At 56.7% G+C, this 20,456-nt stretch carries 19 protein-coding genes; 18 read left to right on the top strand and 1 reads right to left on the bottom strand.

The genetic code is table 11. The features are described from left to right. Positions 1 to 30: 30 nt before the first annotated feature. The 17 genes from ACFFK0_RS21800 to ACFFK0_RS21720 all read left to right on the top strand — a co-directional run bounded on the left by ACFFK0_RS21800 (position 31) and on the right by ACFFK0_RS21720 (position 18,914). Entirely contained in the window at positions 31 to 7,098 is a 7,068-nt protein-coding gene (locus ACFFK0_RS21800) for a non-ribosomal peptide synthetase (RefSeq protein ID WP_377472486.1), read from the top strand. Beyond that, a complete protein-coding gene (locus ACFFK0_RS21795) occupies positions 7,095 to 7,772 on the top strand; it encodes a cell division ATP-binding protein FtsE (protein WP_377472485.1) in 678 nt (225 codons plus the stop codon). The genes ACFFK0_RS21800 and ACFFK0_RS21795 overlap by 4 nt, the downstream gene beginning before the upstream one ends. Next, entirely contained in the window at positions 7,732 to 8,613 is an 882-nt protein-coding gene (locus ACFFK0_RS21790; RefSeq protein WP_377472484.1) for a cell division protein FtsX, read from the top strand. The genes ACFFK0_RS21795 and ACFFK0_RS21790 overlap by 41 nt, the downstream gene beginning before the upstream one ends. Continuing rightward, entirely contained in the window at positions 8,606 to 9,643 is a 1,038-nt protein-coding gene (locus ACFFK0_RS21785) for a hypothetical protein (RefSeq protein WP_377472483.1), read from the top strand. The genes ACFFK0_RS21790 and ACFFK0_RS21785 overlap by 8 nt, the downstream gene beginning before the upstream one ends. Positions 9,644 to 9,659: 16 nt before the next feature. After that, entirely contained in the window at positions 9,660 to 10,568 is a 909-nt protein-coding gene (locus ACFFK0_RS21780) for a hypothetical protein (protein WP_377472482.1), read from the top strand. A gap of 3 nt (positions 10,569 to 10,571) precedes the next feature. Further along, entirely contained in the window at positions 10,572 to 11,252 is a 681-nt protein-coding gene (locus tag ACFFK0_RS21775; RefSeq protein WP_377472480.1) for an MBL fold metallo-hydrolase, read from the top strand. 271 nt (positions 11,253 to 11,523) lie between these two features. After that, positions 11,524 to 12,366 (top strand): aminoglycoside 6-adenylyltransferase, encoded by an 843-nt coding sequence (locus tag ACFFK0_RS21770; RefSeq protein ID WP_377472479.1) that lies wholly within the window; start codon positions 11,524 to 11,526, stop codon positions 12,364 to 12,366. Positions 12,367 to 12,372: 6 nt separating this feature from the next. Then, positions 12,373 to 12,825 carry a hypothetical protein gene (locus ACFFK0_RS21765; protein WP_377472478.1) on the top strand — a complete coding sequence of 151 codons (453 nt, stop codon included), beginning with the start codon at positions 12,373 to 12,375 and terminating at the stop codon, positions 12,823 to 12,825. Between the two features lie 35 nt (positions 12,826 to 12,860). Then, positions 12,861 to 13,292: a GNAT family N-acetyltransferase gene (locus ACFFK0_RS21760; protein ID WP_377472477.1), complete on the top strand. Its 432-nt coding sequence runs from the start codon at positions 12,861 to 12,863 to the stop codon at positions 13,290 to 13,292. 83 nt (positions 13,293 to 13,375) lie between these two features. Beyond that, the gene (ytxJ, locus tag ACFFK0_RS21755) at positions 13,376 to 13,717 is read left to right on the top strand and encodes a bacillithiol system redox-active protein YtxJ (protein ID WP_377472475.1); all 342 of its coding nucleotides are present in this window, start codon (positions 13,376 to 13,378) and stop codon (positions 13,715 to 13,717) included. 87 nt (positions 13,718 to 13,804) lie between these two features. Further along, a complete protein-coding gene (locus ACFFK0_RS21750; RefSeq protein ID WP_377472474.1) occupies positions 13,805 to 14,725 on the top strand; it encodes a DMT family transporter in 921 nt (306 codons plus the stop codon). A gap of 182 nt (positions 14,726 to 14,907) precedes the next feature. Further along, positions 14,908 to 15,354 carry a hypothetical protein gene (locus ACFFK0_RS21745; protein ID WP_377472473.1) on the top strand — a complete coding sequence of 149 codons (447 nt, stop codon included), beginning with the start codon at positions 14,908 to 14,910 and terminating at the stop codon, positions 15,352 to 15,354. Positions 15,355 to 15,480: 126 nt separating this feature from the next. Beyond that, positions 15,481 to 15,858 (top strand): GntR family transcriptional regulator, encoded by a 378-nt coding sequence (locus ACFFK0_RS21740; protein WP_377472472.1) that lies wholly within the window; start codon positions 15,481 to 15,483, stop codon positions 15,856 to 15,858. Positions 15,859 to 15,870: 12 nt separating this feature from the next. Then, on the top strand, positions 15,871 to 16,560 hold the full coding sequence (locus ACFFK0_RS21735; RefSeq protein ID WP_377472471.1) for an ABC transporter ATP-binding protein: 690 nt from the start codon (positions 15,871 to 15,873) through the stop codon (positions 16,558 to 16,560). Next, complete coding sequence (locus ACFFK0_RS21730) at positions 16,557 to 17,390, top strand: hypothetical protein (RefSeq protein ID WP_377472470.1); 834 nt, start codon at positions 16,557 to 16,559, stop codon at positions 17,388 to 17,390. Before ACFFK0_RS21735 ends, ACFFK0_RS21730 begins: the two co-directional genes overlap by 4 nt. Positions 17,391 to 17,481: 91 nt before the next feature. Further along, positions 17,482 to 18,612, top strand: a complete 1,131-nt coding sequence (locus ACFFK0_RS21725) for a hypothetical protein (RefSeq protein ID WP_377472469.1) — start codon at positions 17,482 to 17,484, stop codon at positions 18,610 to 18,612. Continuing rightward, positions 18,609 to 18,914 carry a hypothetical protein gene (locus ACFFK0_RS21720; protein WP_377472468.1) on the top strand — a complete coding sequence of 102 codons (306 nt, stop codon included), beginning with the start codon at positions 18,609 to 18,611 and terminating at the stop codon, positions 18,912 to 18,914. Before ACFFK0_RS21725 ends, ACFFK0_RS21720 begins: the two co-directional genes overlap by 4 nt. Before the next feature lie 67 nt (positions 18,915 to 18,981). Here ACFFK0_RS21720 and ACFFK0_RS21715 read toward each other — a convergent pair whose 3' ends face one another. Then, positions 18,982 to 20,151, bottom strand: coding sequence for a M20 family metallopeptidase (locus ACFFK0_RS21715; protein WP_377472467.1), 1,170 nt, complete (start codon positions 20,149 to 20,151; stop codon positions 18,982 to 18,984). An 85-nt stretch (positions 20,152 to 20,236) separates the two neighbouring features. Here ACFFK0_RS21715 and ACFFK0_RS21710 point away from each other — a divergent pair, with 85 nt between their 5' ends. Further along, positions 20,237 to 20,419, top strand: a complete 183-nt coding sequence (locus ACFFK0_RS21710) for a hypothetical protein (protein WP_377472466.1) — start codon at positions 20,237 to 20,239, stop codon at positions 20,417 to 20,419. The last annotated feature ends 37 nt before the right edge of the window (positions 20,420 to 20,456 follow it).

Genomic DNA, 20,456 nt, shown 5'->3' with positions numbered 1-20,456 from the left:
GCTCAAAATTAGTGAAGGGGTGACGGCCACGTGAAATGGACCAAGGATCAAATCAAGGATGTGTATGTGCTCTCGCCGATGCAGCAGGGCATGCTGTTCCATTCGCTGCTCGACGCGCAGTCGCTGACCTATCGCGAGCAGATTACGCTAAAGCTCAAGGGCTCGGTCGATATCGGCCTGCTTCAGCGCGCGTTCCAGGCGCTTACCGACCGTCACGACATATTTCGGACCGTGTTCGTACACGATCAGGTCAACAAACCGATGCAGATCGTGCTGAAGGAAAGGACGTTCCCTCCAATCGTCTTCGAGGATATGGCGGATTGGGACAAGACGGTTCAAACCGAACGGATCGGGCAGCTGAAGCGGGGCGATTTGGAACGGGGCTACGTGCTTAGCGACGATATGCTGATGCGTGTAACGGTCGTCCGGGTATCAGCCGACGAAAGCTTGCTCGTATGGAGCTTCCATCACTTGATCCTCGACGGCTGGTGTCTGGGCATCGTGCTGAAGGAGCTGCTGGACATTTACGGAGCGATGAAGCGGGGAGATACGGTTCGTCTCGAGCTGGCTCCTCGCTACAGCGCCTATATCAAATGGCTGGAGCGGCAAAATATGTCGGCCGCCCGCGATTATTGGCTCCGCTACGTACAAGGCTTCGAGCAGCTGACCGCTCTGCCCCGCAGCAAGGCGGCCCGGGATGGAGACGGCTACGAGCAGAGGGAGTATCGGTTCGAATTCAGTACGGAGCTGACTGCATCGCTGCGCGGCCTTAGTCTCCGCTTTAATGTGACGCTTAGCACGCTGATGCAGACGATATGGGCGGTGCTGCTTCACAAATATACGCATCAGGAAGACGTCATGTTCGGCGCCGTCGTCTCGGGCAGACCGGCGGAAGTGCCGGGCATCGAATCGATGCTCGGGCTGTTCATCAATACGATTCCGGTTCGCATGCGAATAGCGCGGGAAGCGCCATTTGCGGAGCTGCTGCGCAAGGCCGGCAGCGCGGAGCAGGCGTCCGCCGAATATCAATATTTTCCGTTATATGAAACGCAGGCTGGCAGCGCCATGAAGCTGGGCATGATCGATCATATCGTCGTGTTCGAAAACTTCCCGTTGGACGGGGCGATGGGTGCAAACCAAGCCAATGATGCGGGATTGGTACCAGTGGATGTCGAAGCGTTCGAGCAAACGAACTACGATCTCAATGTATTGTTCGTGCCTGGGGAACGGTTGACGGTTAAATTTCTCTTTAACGCGCGCGCCTTCGAGGAAGCGTTCTTCATCCGGCTGGCGAAGCATCTCAGCGGTATCGCAGCAAAACTGTCCGGCGACCCTGATCTTAGGCTGGATCGATTGCCGCTGCTGGACGAAGAAGAGTTTGCCCAGGTGGTGCATACGTTCAACGATACGGCGCGAGACTACCCGCAGCACCGGCTCATCCATGAAGGCTTCGAGCGGAATGCCGCCGAGCGGCCGGACCACCCGGCCGTCGTGACGGACGATGCCATAATTACCTACCGCGAGCTGAATGAGCGGGCGAACCGGATCGCCCACTATTTGCGCCGCACCAGCGTCGAGCCGGGCTCGTATGTCGGACTGATGCTGTCCCGCTCGGTCGATATGATCGCAGCCATGATCGGCATCGCCAAATCGGGCGGAGCCTATGTGCCGATGGAGCCGACGACGCCGAAGGCGCGGATCGAGCGGATTATCGATACGCTCGGCGTGACGCATCTGCTGACGGAGCAAACGCTGGACTCGCTGACAGGCGCGCTGTCCGCCGCTTGCCCCTCGCTTGCGCATGTGTTGTTTGTCGATGCACCCGGCGAGCTGCTGCAGGAAGCGGATATCGCCGATTTACCGGCGGCTGCTATCGCCACGCACACCGCCTACGTCATCTTTACCTCGGGCTCGACAGGCGTGCCGAAAGGAGTCATCATCGCCCACCGGACGGTATCCAATCTGATCGATTGGGTAAACCGGGAGACCGGTATGGGCGCGGACGACCGGGTGCTGTTCGTCACGTCGCCGACGTTCGATTTGTCGGTGTACGACGTATTCGGCATGCTGACGGCGGGGGGGACGATCCGTCTGGCAGGCTCGGACGATGTGCGTCGGCCGGAGCGTCTGCTGCGGATGCTTCGCGAGGAGCCGATTACGGTGTGGGACTCCGCGCCGGCGGCGCTGCAGCAGCTCGCCCCGCTGCTGCTTGACGCTCCGCGTCCGGCAGGCGGCAGCTTGCGGCTCGTGATGCTGAGCGGCGATTGGATCCCGCTGAAGCTGCCCGGCCTGCTGAAGGAAGCGTATCCCGGCGTTCGCGTGCTGGCGCTCGGCGGGGCCACGGAGGCGACGATCTGGTCGAACGCGTTCGAGGTCGGCGAGGTGCAGCCGGATTGGGCGAGCATCCCGTACGGCAAGCCGATCCAGAACGCCCGCTACTATATTCTCGACCCCGGTCTGCAGCCGTGTCCGATTGGAGTACCGGGCGAGCTGTATATCGGCGGCGATTGCCTCGCCGTCGGCTACGACGATCCGCAGCTGACGCGGGCACGGTTCGTACCGGATCCGTTCCTAACATCTGCAGCGGATCGCGAACCGGACACGCGGACGACCTCTTCCGGCCAAGCTCGCATGTACCGCACCGGCGACCGCGCGCGGTGGATGCCGGACGGCAACATCGAGTTTCTCGGGCGGGTCGACCATCAGGTGAAAATACGCGGCTACCGGGTCGAGACGGGAGAAATTCAAGCTCAGCTTATGAAGCATCCGGCGATACGGGAAGCGCTCGTCATCGACCGGGAAGACAAAGAAGGCGACAAATACTTATGCGGCTACATCGTGTCGGAGCTGGAGCTGACCGTCCGTCAGCTGCGCGAATTCCTCGCGGAATCGCTGCCTGAGTATATGATTCCGGCGCATTTCGTGCGAATGAAGGCGATGCCGGTGACGGCCAACGGCAAGCTCGACCGCAAAGCGCTTCCGGAGCCGGACGGCAGTATAGGCAGCGGGGCCGAATATGTAGCGCCGAGGAACGAGCTGGAGGCGAAGCTGGCCGGCATTTGGCAGGAAGTGCTGCAGCGCGAGGTCGGGGTCAAGGATCATTTTATCGAGCTGGGAGGCCATTCCATCAAAGCGACGATGCTGATTTCGCGCATTCACAAGCATTTGCACGTTTCGCTGCCGATTCGCGCCGTTTTTCAGCACCCTACCGTCGAAGAGATGGCCCTGCTGATCGGAAGCGCCGAGCAATCGAAGCTGCCTGCCATCGAACGGGTGCCGCGGGCCGCAGCGTATCCGGTATCGTCGGCCCAGCGCCGCATGTATATTTTGCAGCAGCTGGAGGACAGCGGGGACGGCTACCATATTCCGAGCATCATGACGGTAGAAGGCGAAATCGATTTGTACCGGTTCGAACGCGCCTGGCACGGGCTGATCGAGCGGCATGAATCGCTGCGTACGTCGTTCGAGATGGTGGACGGCGAGCTGATGCAGCGCATTCACGCCCAGACGGAATTTCGCGTCGAGTACGACACGCTCGAATCGTCGCAAGTACCGTCCCGGATCGCCGCCTTTTTCCGCCCGCACGACCTCTCGAAAGCTCCGCTCATGCGGGTCGCACTGCTGTCGACGGCGCCGGATCGGCATGTGCTCCTGATGGATATGCATCATATCATTGCGGACGGGGAGTCGATGCGTATCGTCGCGGATTCGTTCATGAAGCTTTATGCGGGGGAGAAGCCGGAGGAGCCGCCGGTCCAGTACAAAGACTATGCCGCATGGCAGCAGTCGTACCTGCAATCGGAGGCGATGCGCAAGCAGGAAGCCTATTGGCTGGAGCGCTTCCGGGAGCATCCGCCCGTCCTGCAGCTGCCGACGGACTTTCCGCGCCCTGCGGAGAGGAGCTACGCAGGCGACAGCATCAGGTTCGAATTGGACCGCGAGCTGACCGCGGCACTCGTAAGGCTTGCGGAACAAGCGAATGCAACGCTGTACATGCTGCTGTTGTCCGCCTATTTCGTGCTGCTGCGCCAATATTCCGGTCAAGACGATATCGTCGTCGGAACGCCGGCGGGCGGACGGCCGCATCCCGATACGGCATCGCTGATCGGTTTGTTCGTTAACACGCTGGCGATCCGCAGCGGTGTGCCGGGCGGCCGTTCGTTCCTGGACTATGTCAAGGATGTCAGAGAGCTTGCCCTGTCGGCTTACGAGCATGCCGATTACCCGTTCGAGCAGCTAGTCGAACGCTCCGGAGCGAAGCGGGACTTGAGCCGGAATCCGCTGTTCGATACGATGTTTGCGCTGCAAACCGACCCTCCCGCACTTGGGGGCGGAGGGCTTCTGTTCAAGCCGTATGAGCACAAGACGGCGTCGGCACAATTCGATATTACGCTGGAAGGCACTCAGCAGGGTGACCGGTTACATTTTCAAATTGAGTACTGTACGGATTTATACCGCAGGTCTTCGATGCAGCGCATGGCATCTCATTACGAAAGCTTGCTGCGGCACATCGCTGCGGATCCGCTTTGCCGCATCGATCGGCTGAACGTATTGCCGGAATCGGAGATGGAGCTGATCTTGACACGATTCAACCCGCCGCCTGCGCCTTACCCGGCGGACGCAGGCTTCCTGCAGCTATTCATGGATCAGGCGGCGGTTTGCCCGGATCGCATCTCCGTACGTTATTACGATAGAGCCGTCACCTATCGCGAGCTCGACGAATGGTCCGGCCGGCTTGCTTCCTTGCTCCGATCGAGATCGGTACGGGAAGAAACCGTCGTGGCGATCATGGCCGAGCGATCCGTCGATTGGGTGGCTGCGGTACTCGCCGTCTTCAAGGCCGGCGGAGCGTATGTGCCAATCGATCCCGCGTATCCGCCCGAGCGTATCGAGTACATGCTCCAGGACAGCGGGGCGGTGCTGCTGCTGACCCAAAGGCAGCAAGCTTCCAAAGGGGGAGCGTTTAACGGAGAAATCATGTACTTGGACGGCGCTGAGGCGCTGATCGAATGGCCGGCCGCGGAACCGCCCGCGTACAATCCCGCTCGTTTGGCCTATGTGATCTATACGTCCGGTACGACGGGCAAGCCGAAAGGCGTCATGGTGGAGCACGGCAGCTACGCGAACGTGACACTGGCTTACCGGGAGGCGTTCGCATTGGACACGTTCCCTGTGCGGCTGCTCCAAATGGCCAGCTTTTCGTTCGATGTATTTCTGGCCGACTTGGCGCGTACACTGGCAAACGGCGGCGAGCTCGTATTATGTCCGGAGGAAGCGAAGCTGATCCCTGCGGAGCTGCATAAGCTGCTGCTCGCCAATCGCATAACGGTGCTGGACATGACCCCCCCGCTTGCGGTGCCGTTCATGGATTATGTGTATGAGAACGAGCTGGAGCTCGGGGAGCTGAAGCTGCTTGTGATCGGCTCGGACAGCTGTCCTGCCGACGACTTCGGACGGCTGCTCGCCCGATTCGGCGGCAAGCTTCGCATCGTCAATTGCTACGGCGTGACGGAAGCGTGCATCGATTCGAGCTTCTATGAAGCAACGGCGGACCGCTACGACGCTGCCGGCTCCGTGCCGATCGGCAAGCCGCTGCCGAATATGCGCATGTATGTTGCGGACGGGTCGGAGCGTCCGCAGCCGGTCGGCGTAGCCGGCGAGCTGTGGATCGGCGGCGCCGGCATCGCCCGCGGCTACTTGAACCGGCCCGAGCTGACCGCGGCCAGGTTCGCGGCGGATCCGTTTCATCCCGGCGGGCGCATCTACCGGACGGGGGATATGGCCAAGTGGCGCGAGGACGGCAATATGGAGTTTCTCGGACGCATCGACGATCAGGTGAAAATCCGCGGCTTCCGCATTGAGCTCGGTGAGCTCGAGTCGGCGGTAGCGTCTCATCCGCTCGTCCAGCAGGCCGCCGTCGTCGCTCACGGGGAGGACGCCGAGAAGACGCTTTGCGCGTATATCGTAGCCCCTTCCGCAGATTTGGAAGAGCTGCGCGCCCACCTCAAAAGACTTGTTCCCGAATATATGGTGCCTGCTTATTTCATGAAGCTCGAGCATATGCCGCTGACACCGAACGGCAAGCTCGACCGCCGGGCGCTGCCGAAGCCGGACGCATCGCAATGGCGCACCGGCGGGCATGTTCCGCCGCAAACCGGGATCGAAGCGGAGCTGGCCGCGATATGGAGCGAGGTGCTCGGCATCGGGCTGGTCGGCCGGACTGACGACTTCTTCCTGCTTGGCGGCAATTCGCTCAAGGCGGCCCGTCTGGCTGCAATTGCGCCGAACCGGCTCGGCGTCGGGCTCCCGCTGCGAACCGTGTTCCAGCATTCCGTATTGGAGCACATGGCCGCGGCCGCCGCAGCGGAAGCGGAGCCTGCTTCGGTTAACGCGCCAACGCTTTGGAACGAGGCCGGCCGCTCGAAGCTGTTCTGCTTCCCGCCGCTGTTCGGATATGGCTTCGTATTCAAGGAGCTTGCGGCTTGCTTGAACGGAGAGATCAGCGTGTATGCCTTCGATTTTATCGCGGAGGAAGACCGAATTGCCCGATATGCGGCCGCAATACGGCGTATGCAGGAGCAAGGCCCTTACGTGCTGCTCGGCTATTCCGCAGGCGGCAATGTGGCGGTTGAGGTTGCGGCGGAGCTGGAGCGAAGCGGCGCGGAGGTGAGCGGCATCGTGCTCATCGACTCGATTCACCGGGAGCCCGGCGAGCGTTCGCAGGCGGACATCGACGAAGAGATCCGGATGCTGCTGGGACTGGCTGCCGAACGCTACGGCATGAACGACGATGACGGATTCACCGAGGAGCGAGAGCGGCTGATCGGAACGTATGCCCGCTATGTCGAGCGGCTGACGCATACGTGCGAGCTGAAGGCTCAGCTGCACGACATCCGCTCGGAGCACCGCGATCTGCAAGGGGTCGCCGTCATCCCATGGTCCAGGTCGACCAGCGGCAAAACGACGGAATACGAAGGAGCGGGGCGGCATCTCGACATGCTGCGCAGCCCTTACGCGGACACGAACGCAGCTGTCATTAAGAGCATTGTCCATTCTCTGGCAGGCGCCCCGCTTGCGCTGTCCGGTGATCGGCGATGATTCGGATTCGCGGTCTGTCGCATTCGTATGCGGGACGAAAGACACTGTCCAATCTTGATTTGGATATAGCTCCGGGAGAGTTCGTGTATCTGCAGGGGCCGTCCGGCTCCGGCAAAAGCACGCTGCTGCGCATTCTAAACCGCCAAATCGATCGTTTCGACGGCGACATCTCCATCGACGGCCAGCCGCTCAAGCGAATGGCCCGGCACGAGGTGCGGCGCAAAGTGGCGACCATCCACCAGAGTTATGAGCTGATCGAACGAAAGACGGTATTGGAAAATGTTTCTCTCGCCGGCGAAGTGCAAGGCAAGCCGCCGGCGACGGTGCGGACAGAGTCGCGAGCGTGCCTAAGTAAAGTCGGATTGGCCGGTAAAGAAGAAATGTTCCCGCAGCAGCTGTCGGGCGGAGAGCAGCAGCGTGTGGCCATCGCCCGGGCGCTGCTAAACGGCCCTGCGGTGCTGCTGGCTGACGAGCCGACCGGCAATCTGGACCCGGACAACGCCGAACGCATCCTGCAGCTGCTGCGGGATCTTAACGAAAGCGAGGGTACGACGATCCTGATGGTCACCCACTCCAGCGAGCTCGTCCGATCGTTTCCGGCGCGTACGCTGTTCATGAAGGGAGGATGCCTGCATGCGCATGAACCGGACACTGGTACATTACTACATTCGTGATGCCCGTGACGGAATCCGGCGCAATCCGGGCGCCTCGCTGGCCGCCGTGCTGCTGATCTGCATTACGCTGACGACGGCGGGGCTGCTCCTGCTGCTGCGCGGCTCGATGCAGGATGCGATATCGTATCTCGAATCGCAAGTCAAAATCAAGCTGCTGCTGGAGCCGTCCGCCCCTGCCGCGCAAATGAAGGAGCTGCTAAGCACCAAATCGTGGGTCAAGCAGGCGGAACTGGAGACGAAATCGGATTCCCTCGCCAAGCTGCAGCAGTTCTTCGCCGGGAAGGAGCATTTGTTCCGCGTCTTCCAGGATCAAAATCATTTGCCGGATATGATCACAATCGAGCTTGCGAACCGCGGCCATGCGCCGCTGATCGCCGCTGAACTGGCAGGGATGAACGGTGTGTCCGAAGTCGTATTCGCCCAGAAGTATGCCGAAGCCGTCCTGTCCTGGTCGTCCCGCTTCGAACGATTCGGAGCACTGCTGCTGCTCGTGCTTCTGCTCGTAACTGTAGCGACGGTGACCATCGCGATCCAGCTGGCGATGTATCGGCGGCAAAAAGAAATTCGCGTGAAGCTGCTGCTCGGAGCGAAGGATGCTCATGTGCGCGGACAGTTTTTGTTCGAAGGAGCTTTGCTCGGTTTGCTGGGCGGCATTGTGGCGAGTCTCGGCGTGTACGCCGCTTATTATTACGGGTACACCCGTCTGGCCGGCTCCTTCGGCTCCGTGTTCAGCTTTCAGCAGGGCAGGGTTGAGCTGACGTCGGCCGGCATCGTTCTGGCGGGCATGCTGATCGGGCTGCTCGGCAGCTGGGCGGCGACAAGGCGGTGGCTGCATGACTAAGCGAGGTATTATGCTGCCTGCGGTTATTGTTGTGTTCGCGATGCTTGCGGCTCCGGCTGCGTACGCCCACGTCAGCGGCGTATTCGGCGATTATTTGGCCGGGAAAGACGATCCCGGCGCCACCGAGCGTCTGCTTGCCGATCTTGCCGAAAGCAGGGCGGAGATGGAGCGTTTAAGCCCTCAGCTGCAAGGGATGCAGCAGGAATTCGATGCCAAGGCAAAGTCGGCCAAGGACAAGCTCGGCCTGTATCAAGCGATCGGAATGGACACGTATGTTCCGTTCATATTGCAAGGCGATGATGTGGTCGATGCTATGGCCGGCGTACGGCTGCTGGAGCGGGAGGTGGAGGGGGATCTGACGGATCTGGAGCGGCTGTACGCCGAATATGCGCCGGTTCAAGCGATCCGCAGCTCGCTATCTCTCCACAGCAGGCTGCTGGAAACGATCCAAGGCCACCTGGCGGCCCGCGACAGAACGGTGCAAGAGGCCGAAGCAATGGGCGGGACCCGTAAAAACGCAGTGGATTACTTAAGCATAAGCGAGTGGATTAGTGATCTCATGACAGAGGACAAGGAGATCGATCCGCTCACCCATCGGCTTGATGAAATATGGACGCAGAACATCGGGTATTTGCGAGAGCTGCGGGAGGACGGCGAGCGGCTGCAGAACGATCCGTACCGGTTCATTACGCGCAAGACGGAGGTTTCTCCTTACACGCTGGAAGACCGGCTGTTAAATGAACAAAGTCCGCTGACGTATTATTTTTTGACGGATCATGCGTATGTGCATCTGCAGCGGGGCCCGGCCGATCTCTTGCTGATTGGCACCGTAAGCAAGTCCGACAGCGCCATAGCGCTGCAGTGGGAGGCCGGCTTCCTGAACGGCTTTGCCGTGCCGGACACCGTACTGAAGCGGTTGTCCGGGTTTAAGCTCGATTACGCCATGCTGCGGGCGGCCGGAGGAGATTTTATCGTGGAGCTGTCCAACGGTTCCATCATCATTCAGCCGGTCGAATATTTGAAAGAGTAGAGAGGAGATTGCAAGCGTGTTGCGGAGAATTGTGTTCATTGCCATCCTGCTATTGTTCGTACAGACTTCCACAGCTGCATTCGCTCACGTTGAAAATGAAAAAACGCTCTATGACGATATCGAAACGTCCCGGGCGCTTGAAGATATCGTATATTTGCGCGGCATGGGTCTGATTGCGGCGGAACCGGGAGCCAAGCTGTTTCGTCCGTTAGCCCCTTTGCAGAAGGCGGATTTGGCGTACTGGGCGGGCACCTTCAAAGGCTTCGGCGGCGACGGGAAGCAGCCGGAGCAAGTGCGAGCGGAGGCGCTGCGCAGCGGACTCGTGACTTCGCTGGAGGGTGACGCCACTTATGCGGATGTGAACCGCGCGTATCTGGACGGCCGCGAAGCGGCGGACCAATCCGACGCCAAGCTGACCCGCGAGCAATTTGCGACGTATTTGCGGAGCGCCGTACAGCAGCCGGCTGCCGCCGGGAGCTTGGTCCAGCGGCTTGGATATGTTCAAGGGCCGTCCGGCACGATCGAGCGCGTCATCGAGAACATCGTGGGCGAAGGCGCAGCGGCTTATGCTTCGTATACGATCGTGGTCGGGGGTAAGGAATATAAGCTCAGCGAGCATCCGAAAGCGTTGTACGGCCCGACAGACCTGAAGCAGTGGCAGGGGAAAACGCTGTCGGAGACATGGATGGCGGGGGAAGCCTCCGGCCGGCCGGAGATGATCATTCTGAAGCTGGAGCAAGGGCAGTTCAGCAGGGAGGCTATGGCCGTTCCGGAAGGCGGGCATGGTCATCATGGGCATGATGCGGCTAACCATAGTGCCGGAGCTTTGAAAATCCCCTATGTTCCGATCGTCGCCGGATTGGCGGGCGTATTGCTTCTGCTGTGGTTTTGGCGCAAATCCCGTTCATCCAAGGAGGTTCGGTAACCAATGATCGCCAGCACCTACGAGCTGCACACTTTGCGAGTCGTCTCCGGAAAGCTTGTGAATTATTGCTATGTGATCGTTGACCGGGCTTCCCGTCAAGCCGCCGTCGTCGATCCCGCTGCGGATTACGAAGCGATTGCCGGCAAGCTGGGGGAGCTTCGGGCCGAGCTGAAGCTGATTTTGCTCACACATTCGCACGACGATCATGTACAGCTGGTTCACCGGCTGGCCGAGCGGTATGCACCGGAAGTACGTATGTCTCGAAAGGAAATTGACTATTACGCCTACAGCTGTACAGGACTCCAGCCGTTCGATGACGGGCAGCGTTTGACGCTAGGAGAAACAACGATAACTTGCTTGGTCACGCCCGGTCATACGTATGGAAGCTCTTGTTTTCTGCTTGCCGGCGATTTGTTGACCGGAGATACGATCTTTATCGAAGGCTGCGGCCTCTGCACGGATCGCGGGTCGGATGCCGGGGCGCTGTACGACAGTGTGCAGCGGATCAAGTCCTTGGTCCGCACCGATGTCCGGGTGCATCCGGGGCATGCGTTCGGTGAGCCGCCCGGCCAGCCGATGCGATTTTTGCACAAGTACAATTTTTACTTCCAGTTTGACAGGAAGGATCAATTCGTCGCTTACCGGATGCGTCATCGCGACAACTTGTCACTGCAGTATATTTGAAGGCTTCGTCAGCATGGCTCCAGCCCGCCGTCGGATAGGTCCGATGCGGTTGGAGCCGTATTATTTTGCTGAAATTGCTGTCCGGCGGCGTGGCATTTGTGATACGATATTGTAAGTAATATCCAAAAAAAAGGATCGTCAAAACAGAACCCGCATTCGCTCGGCTTCTTCGTCCGGAAGGCGATCCGTACGAACGTCTGCCGGACTTGTACACCTTGGACGGGAAGAAGCTGTGTGAAGGTTTACGATAGAAAAGAGGTGTATCCAAACCATGCGAAACGAACGAGAGGTGCTGAGCCTGCTGCTGGACTTCGCCCGCGAAGACGATTCCGTCCGAGCGGTATTGCTGAACGGCTCGCGGGTCAACCCGAACTTGACCCACGATCGGTTTACCGATTACGACGTCATCTTCGCCGTTACTGATCCGTCCCGGTTCCTCCTAGACCAGAGCTGGATTCGGCGGTTCGGGGAACTGATCATGATGCAGCAAAATATAATCGACGAGCTAACCCGGCCATGGCCGATTTTCCTGATGCTGTTCGAGGACGGCGTCCGGATCGATTTGAGCTATCGTTATGCCGACGCGATCGATAGTTACCTTGACGACAGCTTGACGAAGGTGCTGCTCGATAAGGACGGCGCGATTCCCGTACTGCCCGAGCCAAGCGACAGCTCCTACGTAACCCGCCGGCCATCCCGCTCCGAATACGATAAAACGATCAACGAAATATGGTGGTGCCTTACGAACGCGGCGAAGGGACTGTGCCGTCAGGAGCTGCCCTACGCCAAATTCATGCTCGATACGGTTGTAAGAGATGCATTGGTGCGTCTGCTGTCCTGGCACATCGGCTCCCGCGCCGACTGGCAGGTCAATGTCGGCAAAGCCGGCCGCTGGCTGCGGCAATATTTGCCCGAAGAGCTGTGGCAGGTCTACGTGGCAACGTATGCCGACGCGGACACGAAGCACAATTGGGCGGCCATTATGGAGGTCGGCAAGCTGACGAGAGCGGCGGGGAAGGAGCTTGGGAAGCGGCTCGGGTACGAGTATCCGCTGACTGACGACATGAAGGTGACGGCGTATTTGCGGCAGCTCATGCTGACGGAAGGGAGCTAAATAAGAATGGAACGGTTGTTGCGAAAGGCGATTACTGCGATCGTGTCCAGTGTCTTACTGTCCTTTATCTTATCGGCGCTATCGGGCTTATACTGGACGAAAGTAGAGGGGGGAATCATTGACTTCCTGCTGCCGGTTCCCTTTTTTCTGTTATATACGCTGCCCATCTATATGTCTGCAGGAATCGCCTACTCCTATTTGGCCGATATGTTTCTTGCTCATTATTCCTTTCCCGCGTGGCAGAAATATATGGCAGGCATCGCCATTTACGCCGTCGGAGGCTGCTTCGTGATGACACTCGTCTTGCTGGTGATGGCCGCCCCGGGCGGCTGGGGAGATATGGAGCCCGTCTTGCTGGCAGGAAGCACGGCTTCGGTGTTATTTTACCACTTGATGCTCGCGGTCGAATGGTCCTTTAACCACCTTGGGAGACGCCAAGGCGAAGCACGATCCGTTTGAAGCTTGCAAGAACATACAACTGGGAGGGGACCGTGATGATCTATAAGCAGTACGATCAGTTTTTGATTAGTGACGATAAAAGCTTGCTCGATATCGATGTGATCGTCGGCTTCCTCGGTCGAAGCTACTGGGCCGACAAGCGGAAGCGGGCGACGATTGAAGCTTCCATCCGCGGTTCCCACTGCATCGGACTGTACGATAGCGGCCGCCAGATCGGGTTCGCAAGAGTGATTACAGATTTCGCGACGATGTACTGGTTATGCGACGTATTTATTGACGAAGCGTACAGAGGACGCGGACTAGGCAAAATTTTCATCGAAACAATCATCGAATCCGACGAGCTGCGTAATTTAACCGGTACACTGGCCACAAAGGATGCGCACAGCCTGTACGAGCAGTACGGATATGTCCGCGATGAGGGTACTTGCATGCGCCGCCGGCCCGATTTTTTAAAGAACACCGAATAATTGATACGGCCGCTTTGCCGAAAGGGACGAAATGTGATACAACAGAGAAAAGAAGATTATCGTTCTTGGAGGAGGAACCCGGCATGACCCAGTGGAAAGAAATTACGAAGCTTGAGGAATGGAATGACATCTTGGAAAATTCCGGCGAGCAGCCGGCCGTGATCCTGAAGCACAGCACAACGTGTCCGGTCAGCGCCAGCGCTCTGGACGAGTACGAGCAGTATTTGAGCGGCAATCCGAACGGGAATGTCAGCTATTATTTGGTGAAAGTGATCGAGTCGCGTCCGGTCTCGAACCGAATTGCCGAGGACTTGAAAGTGAAGCACGAGTCGCCGCAAATCCTGTATGTGAAAGACAAAGGCGCGTATTGGAATACATCGCATTGGTCGGTTACAGCAAAGCATATGACCGCTGTACTGGACTAATCGCTCGATTCGGCTAAAGCAGCCCGCACCCGCCTGAATATGGCGGCGATGCGGGTTATTTACTTTACTCAACATCAAGGAGATAACATGAGCGAAAACACTTCAACATCAATCCTGCTGCCTGCAAATTCGAAATCTGTCCTCCCTATCCCGCTGCTGCTTGCCATCGGCGTCATCGCCATTTCGTTCTCGGCGATATTCGTCAAGTGGTCGCAGGCGCCTGCCGCCGTCATCGCCATGAACCGTCTGCTGCTGACTTGCTTGTTTCTGGCTCCGTGGCTGTGGAAGCGCCGCAGCGAATGGAAGAGCTTGCCGCTTCGCGCCTGCCTGCAGCTCGTCGTATCGGGAGCGTTCCTTGGCCTGCACTTCCTGCTCTGGATGGAATCGCTGCGCTACACGAGCGTCGCCTCGTCAACGGCATTATTGACGCTGGAGCCGATCTTCGTCATGCTCGGTTCGTTCTTCGTATTCCGGCAACGAACGGCTGGAGGCGCCGTGCTGGGCATGATCATCGCTACGGTCGGAGCGGCGCTGATCGGCTGGGGCGATTTCCGCTACTCGGGCGAGGCGCTGAAAGGGGATATCCTTTCTTTGTTGGGGGCGGCCGCGGTCGCCGTTCATATGCTTCTTGGCAAGAGCTTGCGCCGCCACGTCTCCGCCTACACATACAGCTACGCGGTATTTGCCGCTGCGGCCGGCGTTCTGCTCGTATATAACGTTCTTATCGGGTACCCGTTATTTGACTACGAGCCGAAGGAATGGGGGATTTTCCTGCTGATGGCGGCGGTCCCTACATTGCTGGGGCATTACATTTTTAATTTGCTGCTCCAATACATGAGGGCGACTTCAGTATCGATGACGGTGCTTGGAGAGCCGCTTGGAGCCGCTTTGCTGGCCGCCTTATTGCTCGGCGAGAAGATTACCGGGCTGCAGGCATTGGCCGGAGTCATTTTGCTGGCTGGGGTGTGGCTGTTTATTCGTTCGACGGAGCGGGGGAAGCCGTCCTGAGAACGGTGGACGTGAACGCGGGCAATGGAGTACGAACCGGATGAGTCGACTAGCAAATCGCCTTGATTTTACAGCCCTATAAGACGGTTGCTTCGGATGCGCACCCCGACAATATAAGCTTTCGAAATTTTGGTTTAATTTGCTCTATAATAAGCAGGGAAGGGAGGAGGAATATGGACTTTATGAAAGATAATGTGAAAATGTTGCTAAATACTTGTTCTGCCGGTGTGTTGTCACTTGGTATATCCATTTGCTACAGAAACCGTGTGTTTAGTTTTTCTTTTTTAGGCCACGAAGAGGGCTCTCAGTCTTACTATGTTAGTCTATGGGCTAAGGTTAGTTTTCTTATAGGCGTTTCATTAATCTTGCTAGGATTTTTAGCTATCGTAAATAAGCGAGCGCTTAGATTAAGTGCCATATGTATCATTCTTATTATTTCCATAGCGATGATAGCCATACAGTTTCCGCCGCTATTTTGGTGGACACTTGCAGGCATGGGAAGAACTTTGTTTTTGATTATAGCGTGTATTCACTTGATTTTATTTCTGTTTGCGGGCTGGGTATTTGTTGTGAGTATGGATGCTTTTCAAAAAAGTTTCCGTGGCGATGAAAACTCCGAAGCTATATGAGGGTGTTGACAGCCAATGTGTATTAGTCGTATAGTACACATATCAGGTGTATGAACCACGTAGTACATACACAGTGTATGTACTACTTAGTACACACACTTCCAAACCAGACTGGGAGATGGGCAGATGAAGGTGATCTTCAATAATCGAGATCCAGTGTATCTGCAGGTAGTCCGGCATTTCAAGCAGGAGATTGCGACCGGCAGGCTGCAGGCGGGACAAGAAATCCCGTCGCGGCGGGAGCTCGCGGCTACGCTCCAGATTAATCCGAACACCGCGCAGAAGGCTTATAAAGAAATGGAGGAGCAAGGTTTGATACGTACAGAAGGCAATTCCCCGAGCCGTATTACAACGGATGAGCGAGTACTGAGCTCAATTCGCGAAGAGCTGATCCTGGAGGCGGTGCAGACGTTTGTCTCTTCAATTAAGACGATTGATGTGCCTGTAGACGAGCTGCTGCATATCGTGAAGGACGCATATCTTGCGGAGCGGTCCAAGGAGTAGGGGGATAACGACATGATCGAGTTAAAATCGGTAACGAAAACATACGGCCGCAAGAAGGTGCTTAACAACGTTAGTTTTACGGCGGAAAAAGGACGCATCACCTGTTTAATCGGCATTAACGGCGTCGGGAAATCGACGGTCATGAAAGCAATTATGAATCTAACTCCGATTCAAAGCGGCCACATCCTGGTCGACGGGCAGCCTGTAGGGAAAAGCACGTATGAGAAGGTTGCCTTTATCCCGGATACGATTACGATGCCGCCGCAGATGAAGATCGGCGAAGCGTTGACGTTTATGAAAGATTTCTACTCGGCCTGGAATGAACAGCGTGCTGAAGAGCTGCTGAAGTTCTTCAGGCTGAATCGGACCGACCGTATCGCGAATCTGTCGAAGGGAAATGCGGCCAAAGCGAATATGCTGCTCGGACTTGCGCTTGATGTCGACTATTTGCTCATGGATGAACCGTTCTCCGGGATCGATATGTTCAGCAGAGAGCAGATTGCGGACGTGTTCACGAGCCATCTTGTCGAAGACCGGGGCGTGCTGCTTACCACTCATGAAATTCATGATGTCGAGCATTTGATCGACAAGGCGGTTTTGCTGGATCACGGCGCGGTGCTCAAGGAATTCGATACGGAGGAGCTGCGGGAGTCTGAAGGCAAATCCGTTGTAGACGTAATGAGAGAGGTGTACCGCGGATGAATCGTTTTGTGAAGCTGTTTCACTTTGAACTGCACCGAATCCGGTATTGGTATGGGGCGCTGCTTGTATTGACGCTGCTGCTGCAAGTCGCCGGAGTGATGGAGTATGCCATATCGTACAAATCCAGATTTCAAGAAGCCGTGCTGCGTGAAGGCATTTCGGCCGGCCAGTATGTCGCTGACTATGGGGCTGCAAATTTTATTCATTATTCGAGTGGTTTTTTCTTTAGCGGTCCGATAGCCATATGCGCTGCGGTGCTGCTGATCTACACGCTGTTTATTTGGTATCGAGACTGGGTCGGCAAAAATATGTTCGTTTACCGTCTGCTGATGATTCCAACGTCTCGCATGAATGTATTTGCCGCCAAGCTGAGCACGATTATGCTGCTGACATTAGGATTGGTCGGTTTCGAGCTGCTGGTCGTTCCGCTGCAATTAACTGTATTTAATACTATCATGCCTGCGGAGCTGCGGGAGACGTTCAACATCGTCGAAGTATTTTCGTCTCATACGCTGCTTCAAATCCTGGTCCCGAATCGATTGGGTCAGCTATTGCTGTACTACGCCGCCGGACTAGCCTTTGTTATCGTCGTGTTTACGGGTATCATGCTGGAACGCAGTTACCGTTGGAAAGGGGCCATTGCAGGAGTGGCTTATGTCGTAGCTTCAATTGTCCTTTTCCTCATGCCGTTGATTGCTTCCGAAACCTTTTACCGGTATTACTTGTATGATCATGAAGTGTTTTGGCTATTGGTGGGGGCTGGAATCCTGATTGCGGGTTGTTCCCTTGCCCTCAGCTCGTATTTGCTCAAGAACAAAGTTACGGTGTAGGGAGTGCGGCCGAATGAAGCGATATTGGATAATCATTGTACTTTTGCTACTGGTATGTAGCGGTATAAGTTCATTTTATGTGCAAGCGGCGGTGAATCGTCCGCCCGACTTTACGCTGCAGCTCCGTTCCGGCGATCCACAGCTCGTGCAAAATGTCGTGCTGACCGGAGAATACGGGGGAAGAACGTACCATGAATCGGTCGAAATCAACTTCAGCGGCAGCAAGTATCGTCGCGATCAACCGATGATTGAAAGTTTCGACAGCAGCTTCAGATATCCGTTTCCAGAGCTGAAGTCGTTGTTTGAGCGATACCCGCAATTTATGAGGGGCAAGCGGGAAGTCAATTCGTTCTTTGAAGACGACGGGTATCTTGCCTATGTTAGCGCTAAATCCATTCGGGACGACATTCAAGCAAGCTTTCGGTTTGATGTGAATGTCTGGGACAAAAAGAAAAATCAAACGACGTCTTATCAAGTCGATATTCCGGGAAGCGAACAAAATCACAGTATCTCTGTCCATGATGTACAAGTGATCGGCAGCGAGTTGAAGGTGCTCACGCTAAATCAATCGAGAAACGATGCGATAGGGTTCCATCTTTATACGTTAAGTATGAATGACAAGCAAACGCCGTCCGATAAGACGCTTACTACTGTACCGAACGGAAACGACGATCTAGATACGAATTTTCAATGGTTACCATCTTCCAAAGAATTCGGCTCAAGTCCTATCACTGCGATATACCTGGTTGAAATGAAAATGATTCAGAAGGCAGATGGCTCGAAGCAGAGAGAGAAATCCGGCGGACGATTGCTCGTCTACGATATTCAAACCGGCGAGGAAATCAAGATCCGGAACAAAGAAATCGAAGATTTCGTGAAAGGAAACGGCTCATTTTTCTTTGAGGTTGAGGGCACTGCGATTACAATCCTGAAGGATGCCGGGCAAACGCTGACTGCCGTTCGGTACGATATTACCGCAGGCACAACCGTTTCCCGGGATATATCGATTGGTCCAGCGGATGGGCAAATTCGCTTGAAAGACGGGCACATCTATAAGCTCTTCCCGGCGGAGATGGAAAGCCGTATGCCTCCGAAACTTGTCGTTTACGAAGCGGCATCCGGCAGTATCAAATACGAGGGGAGCATCGGGGTGAAGGAGCCGTTCCGAGACACTTCAGATTTGCTTAGCAAGCTGGCCGTCTATAATATGGAGCTCCGATGAATGCGGCTCTGAACCACAAAGTGCCGATCTCGGCGAAGAGCAGCATCGTGGACGTCCTGAGAACATACGAAAGCTACTGCTATACGATCGCATTGTGCTGGCTGGAAGAGGAACAGGCCGCTGCCGAGGCGGCGAAGCTAGCGTTGTTGGAACTGGCCGGGATGAACGGTCTGCCGGCAATGCCGGCCTGCGAGCAGCGGAAGGCGGCCAAGCTGGCGGCGGTAAAGCAGGCTAACGGCTTGAGCGTCAAGATGAGCATTGCTTCAAAGCGTACAAACGCACATGATGCGGTTTCCGTGTAATGCTACATGCACAAACAAAGACCGTCCTAGGCCGGCTGCCCGCCGGTCAGGTACGGTCTTCTTTGCGTTATCGATTCGACTGTGCGAACTCATCCTTGATCTCCTGCAGTAGACCTGCATCCGTCAGCACATCATATCCGGTTGCGGCCAGCGTCTTCGCCGCAAGGATCATGCCGTCCAGCGCCATATCCTGCATCGCCGCGTCGCGGAACTCCTTCGTATGCAGTAGTAGCTTGCGGTCCACGACCCGGATGTACGGGTGAATGGCCGGACAGCGGAGCGAGACGTTGCCGAGATCGAGCGAGCCGTGGTCTTTGCCGGTTTCCATCTGCTCCGGAGATACGCCGAGCGCAAACAAATTGCGGTTGAACGCTTCGGACAGCGTTTCGTTCGTGTTCAGCTCGTCGTACGAGTATTCATAGTTCGACGTCTTCAGCGTGCAGCCGGTTTGCAGCGCGGCGCCTTCGGCGCAGCGGAGCACCTTGCGGACGACTTCGTCCGTATGCTTGCGCGAGGCGGAGCGGACATAGAACTGGGCGACGGCGTAATCAGGAATAATATTGGCCGCCTTGCCGCCTTCCGTAATGATTCCGTGAATCCGGACGTGACTCTCGAGCTGCTGCCGCAGCGCGTTGATCGAGTTGAACAGCAGCAGCACCGCATCGAGCGCATTAATGCCTTCGTGCGGGCTTGCTGCGGCGTGTGCGGCTTTTCCCGTGTATTCGAACTGCAGCGCATCCATTGCCAGCGATTGGCCCGACCGCTCGTAGGTGTAGAAAGGATGGGTCATCATCGCCACATCGACATCGTCGAACAGTCCGGCAGCAGCCATCGGCACCTTGGCACCCTTCGTCTCCTCGGCCGGCGTGCCGTAGACGCGTATTTTGCCGCCTGTCGCATCGATAACCGACTTCAAGCCAACCGCGGCGCCGACGCTCATCATGCAGATGAGGTGGTGTCCGCAAGCATGGCCGAGCTCGGGCAGCGCGTCGTACTCCGCCAAATAGGCGATCGTCGGGCCGGGTTTGCCGGAATCGTATTCGGCGATGAACGCCGTCGGGATGTCCAGCGGGCCGCGCTCGACGCGGAAGCCATGCGATTCCAGCTCTGCGGTCAGCTTGCCGCTGGCGAGTACTTCCTCGTGACCGAGCTCAGGGTTGTCGCCGATAAAACGCGAAATCGTCTTAAACCGCTCCGCGTTGGCATCTATCGTTTGAAAAATCGCAGCTTTGCTCATCGGGGGTACTCCTTTCCTCGTTTGCCTAAATATTTTATCATGGTGAAGAGGAGAAGTCATGCCAACAACACAAGGAGAGAGTAGCATGCGCAAATACGGGGAAGAGCGTTATGACGCCCAGTCCTTTACGTTAAGCTGTAGAAGCGTTGAACGCAGGGGACAATGGGTGGATGTGCATTTGAACATAAAGCTTGACGATGGGGAAACGCTGCCGGAAGGTCTGACGGACCCGAGCGTTCTTGTCATCCTGAATTTCGAAAGCGCATAAGAATGCGGTGGCGATCATCCAGGAGCGGATCAACAAC

Origin of the sequence: Paenibacillus chartarius (assembly GCF_042432825.1) — a bacterium.
GTDB lineage: Bacteria > Bacillota > Bacilli > Paenibacillales > NBRC-103111 > Gordoniibacillus > Gordoniibacillus chartarius.
The sequence above is the reverse complement of the archived record's forward strand: the minus strand, read 5'-3'. Positions and strand labels throughout refer to the sequence as shown.

Bases quoted from the DNA above. Each gene is read 5' to 3' on its own strand.
- ACFFK0_RS21795 (WP_377472485.1), top strand. From the start codon at position 7,095: ATGATTCGGATTCGCGGTCTGTCGCATTCGTATGCGGGACGAAAGACA.
- ACFFK0_RS21790 (WP_377472484.1), top strand. From the start codon at position 7,732: ATGCGCATGAACCGGACACTGGTACATTACTACATTCGTGATGCCCGT.
- ACFFK0_RS21785 (WP_377472483.1), top strand. From the start codon at position 8,606: ATGACTAAGCGAGGTATTATGCTGCCTGCGGTTATTGTTGTGTTCGCG.
- ACFFK0_RS21775 (WP_377472480.1), top strand. From the start codon at position 10,572: ATGATCGCCAGCACCTACGAGCTGCACACTTTGCGAGTCGTCTCCGGA.
- ACFFK0_RS21770 (WP_377472479.1), top strand. From the start codon at position 11,524: ATGCGAAACGAACGAGAGGTGCTGAGCCTGCTGCTGGACTTCGCCCGC.
- ACFFK0_RS21765 (WP_377472478.1), top strand. From the start codon at position 12,373: ATGGAACGGTTGTTGCGAAAGGCGATTACTGCGATCGTGTCCAGTGTC.
- ACFFK0_RS21760 (WP_377472477.1), top strand. From the start codon at position 12,861: ATGATCTATAAGCAGTACGATCAGTTTTTGATTAGTGACGATAAAAGC.
- ytxJ (WP_377472475.1), top strand. From the start codon at position 13,376: ATGACCCAGTGGAAAGAAATTACGAAGCTTGAGGAATGGAATGACATC.
- ACFFK0_RS21750 (WP_377472474.1), top strand. From the start codon at position 13,805: ATGAGCGAAAACACTTCAACATCAATCCTGCTGCCTGCAAATTCGAAA.
- ACFFK0_RS21745 (WP_377472473.1), top strand. From the start codon at position 14,908: ATGAAAGATAATGTGAAAATGTTGCTAAATACTTGTTCTGCCGGTGTG.
- ACFFK0_RS21740 (WP_377472472.1), top strand. From the start codon at position 15,481: ATGAAGGTGATCTTCAATAATCGAGATCCAGTGTATCTGCAGGTAGTC.
- ACFFK0_RS21735 (WP_377472471.1), top strand. From the start codon at position 15,871: ATGATCGAGTTAAAATCGGTAACGAAAACATACGGCCGCAAGAAGGTG.
- ACFFK0_RS21730 (WP_377472470.1), top strand. From the start codon at position 16,557: ATGAATCGTTTTGTGAAGCTGTTTCACTTTGAACTGCACCGAATCCGG.
- ACFFK0_RS21720 (WP_377472468.1), top strand. From the start codon at position 18,609: ATGAATGCGGCTCTGAACCACAAAGTGCCGATCTCGGCGAAGAGCAGC.
- ACFFK0_RS21715 (WP_377472467.1), bottom strand. From the start codon at position 20,151: ATGAGCAAAGCTGCGATTTTTCAAACGATAGATGCCAACGCGGAGCGG.
- ACFFK0_RS21710 (WP_377472466.1), top strand. From the start codon at position 20,237: ATGCGCAAATACGGGGAAGAGCGTTATGACGCCCAGTCCTTTACGTTA.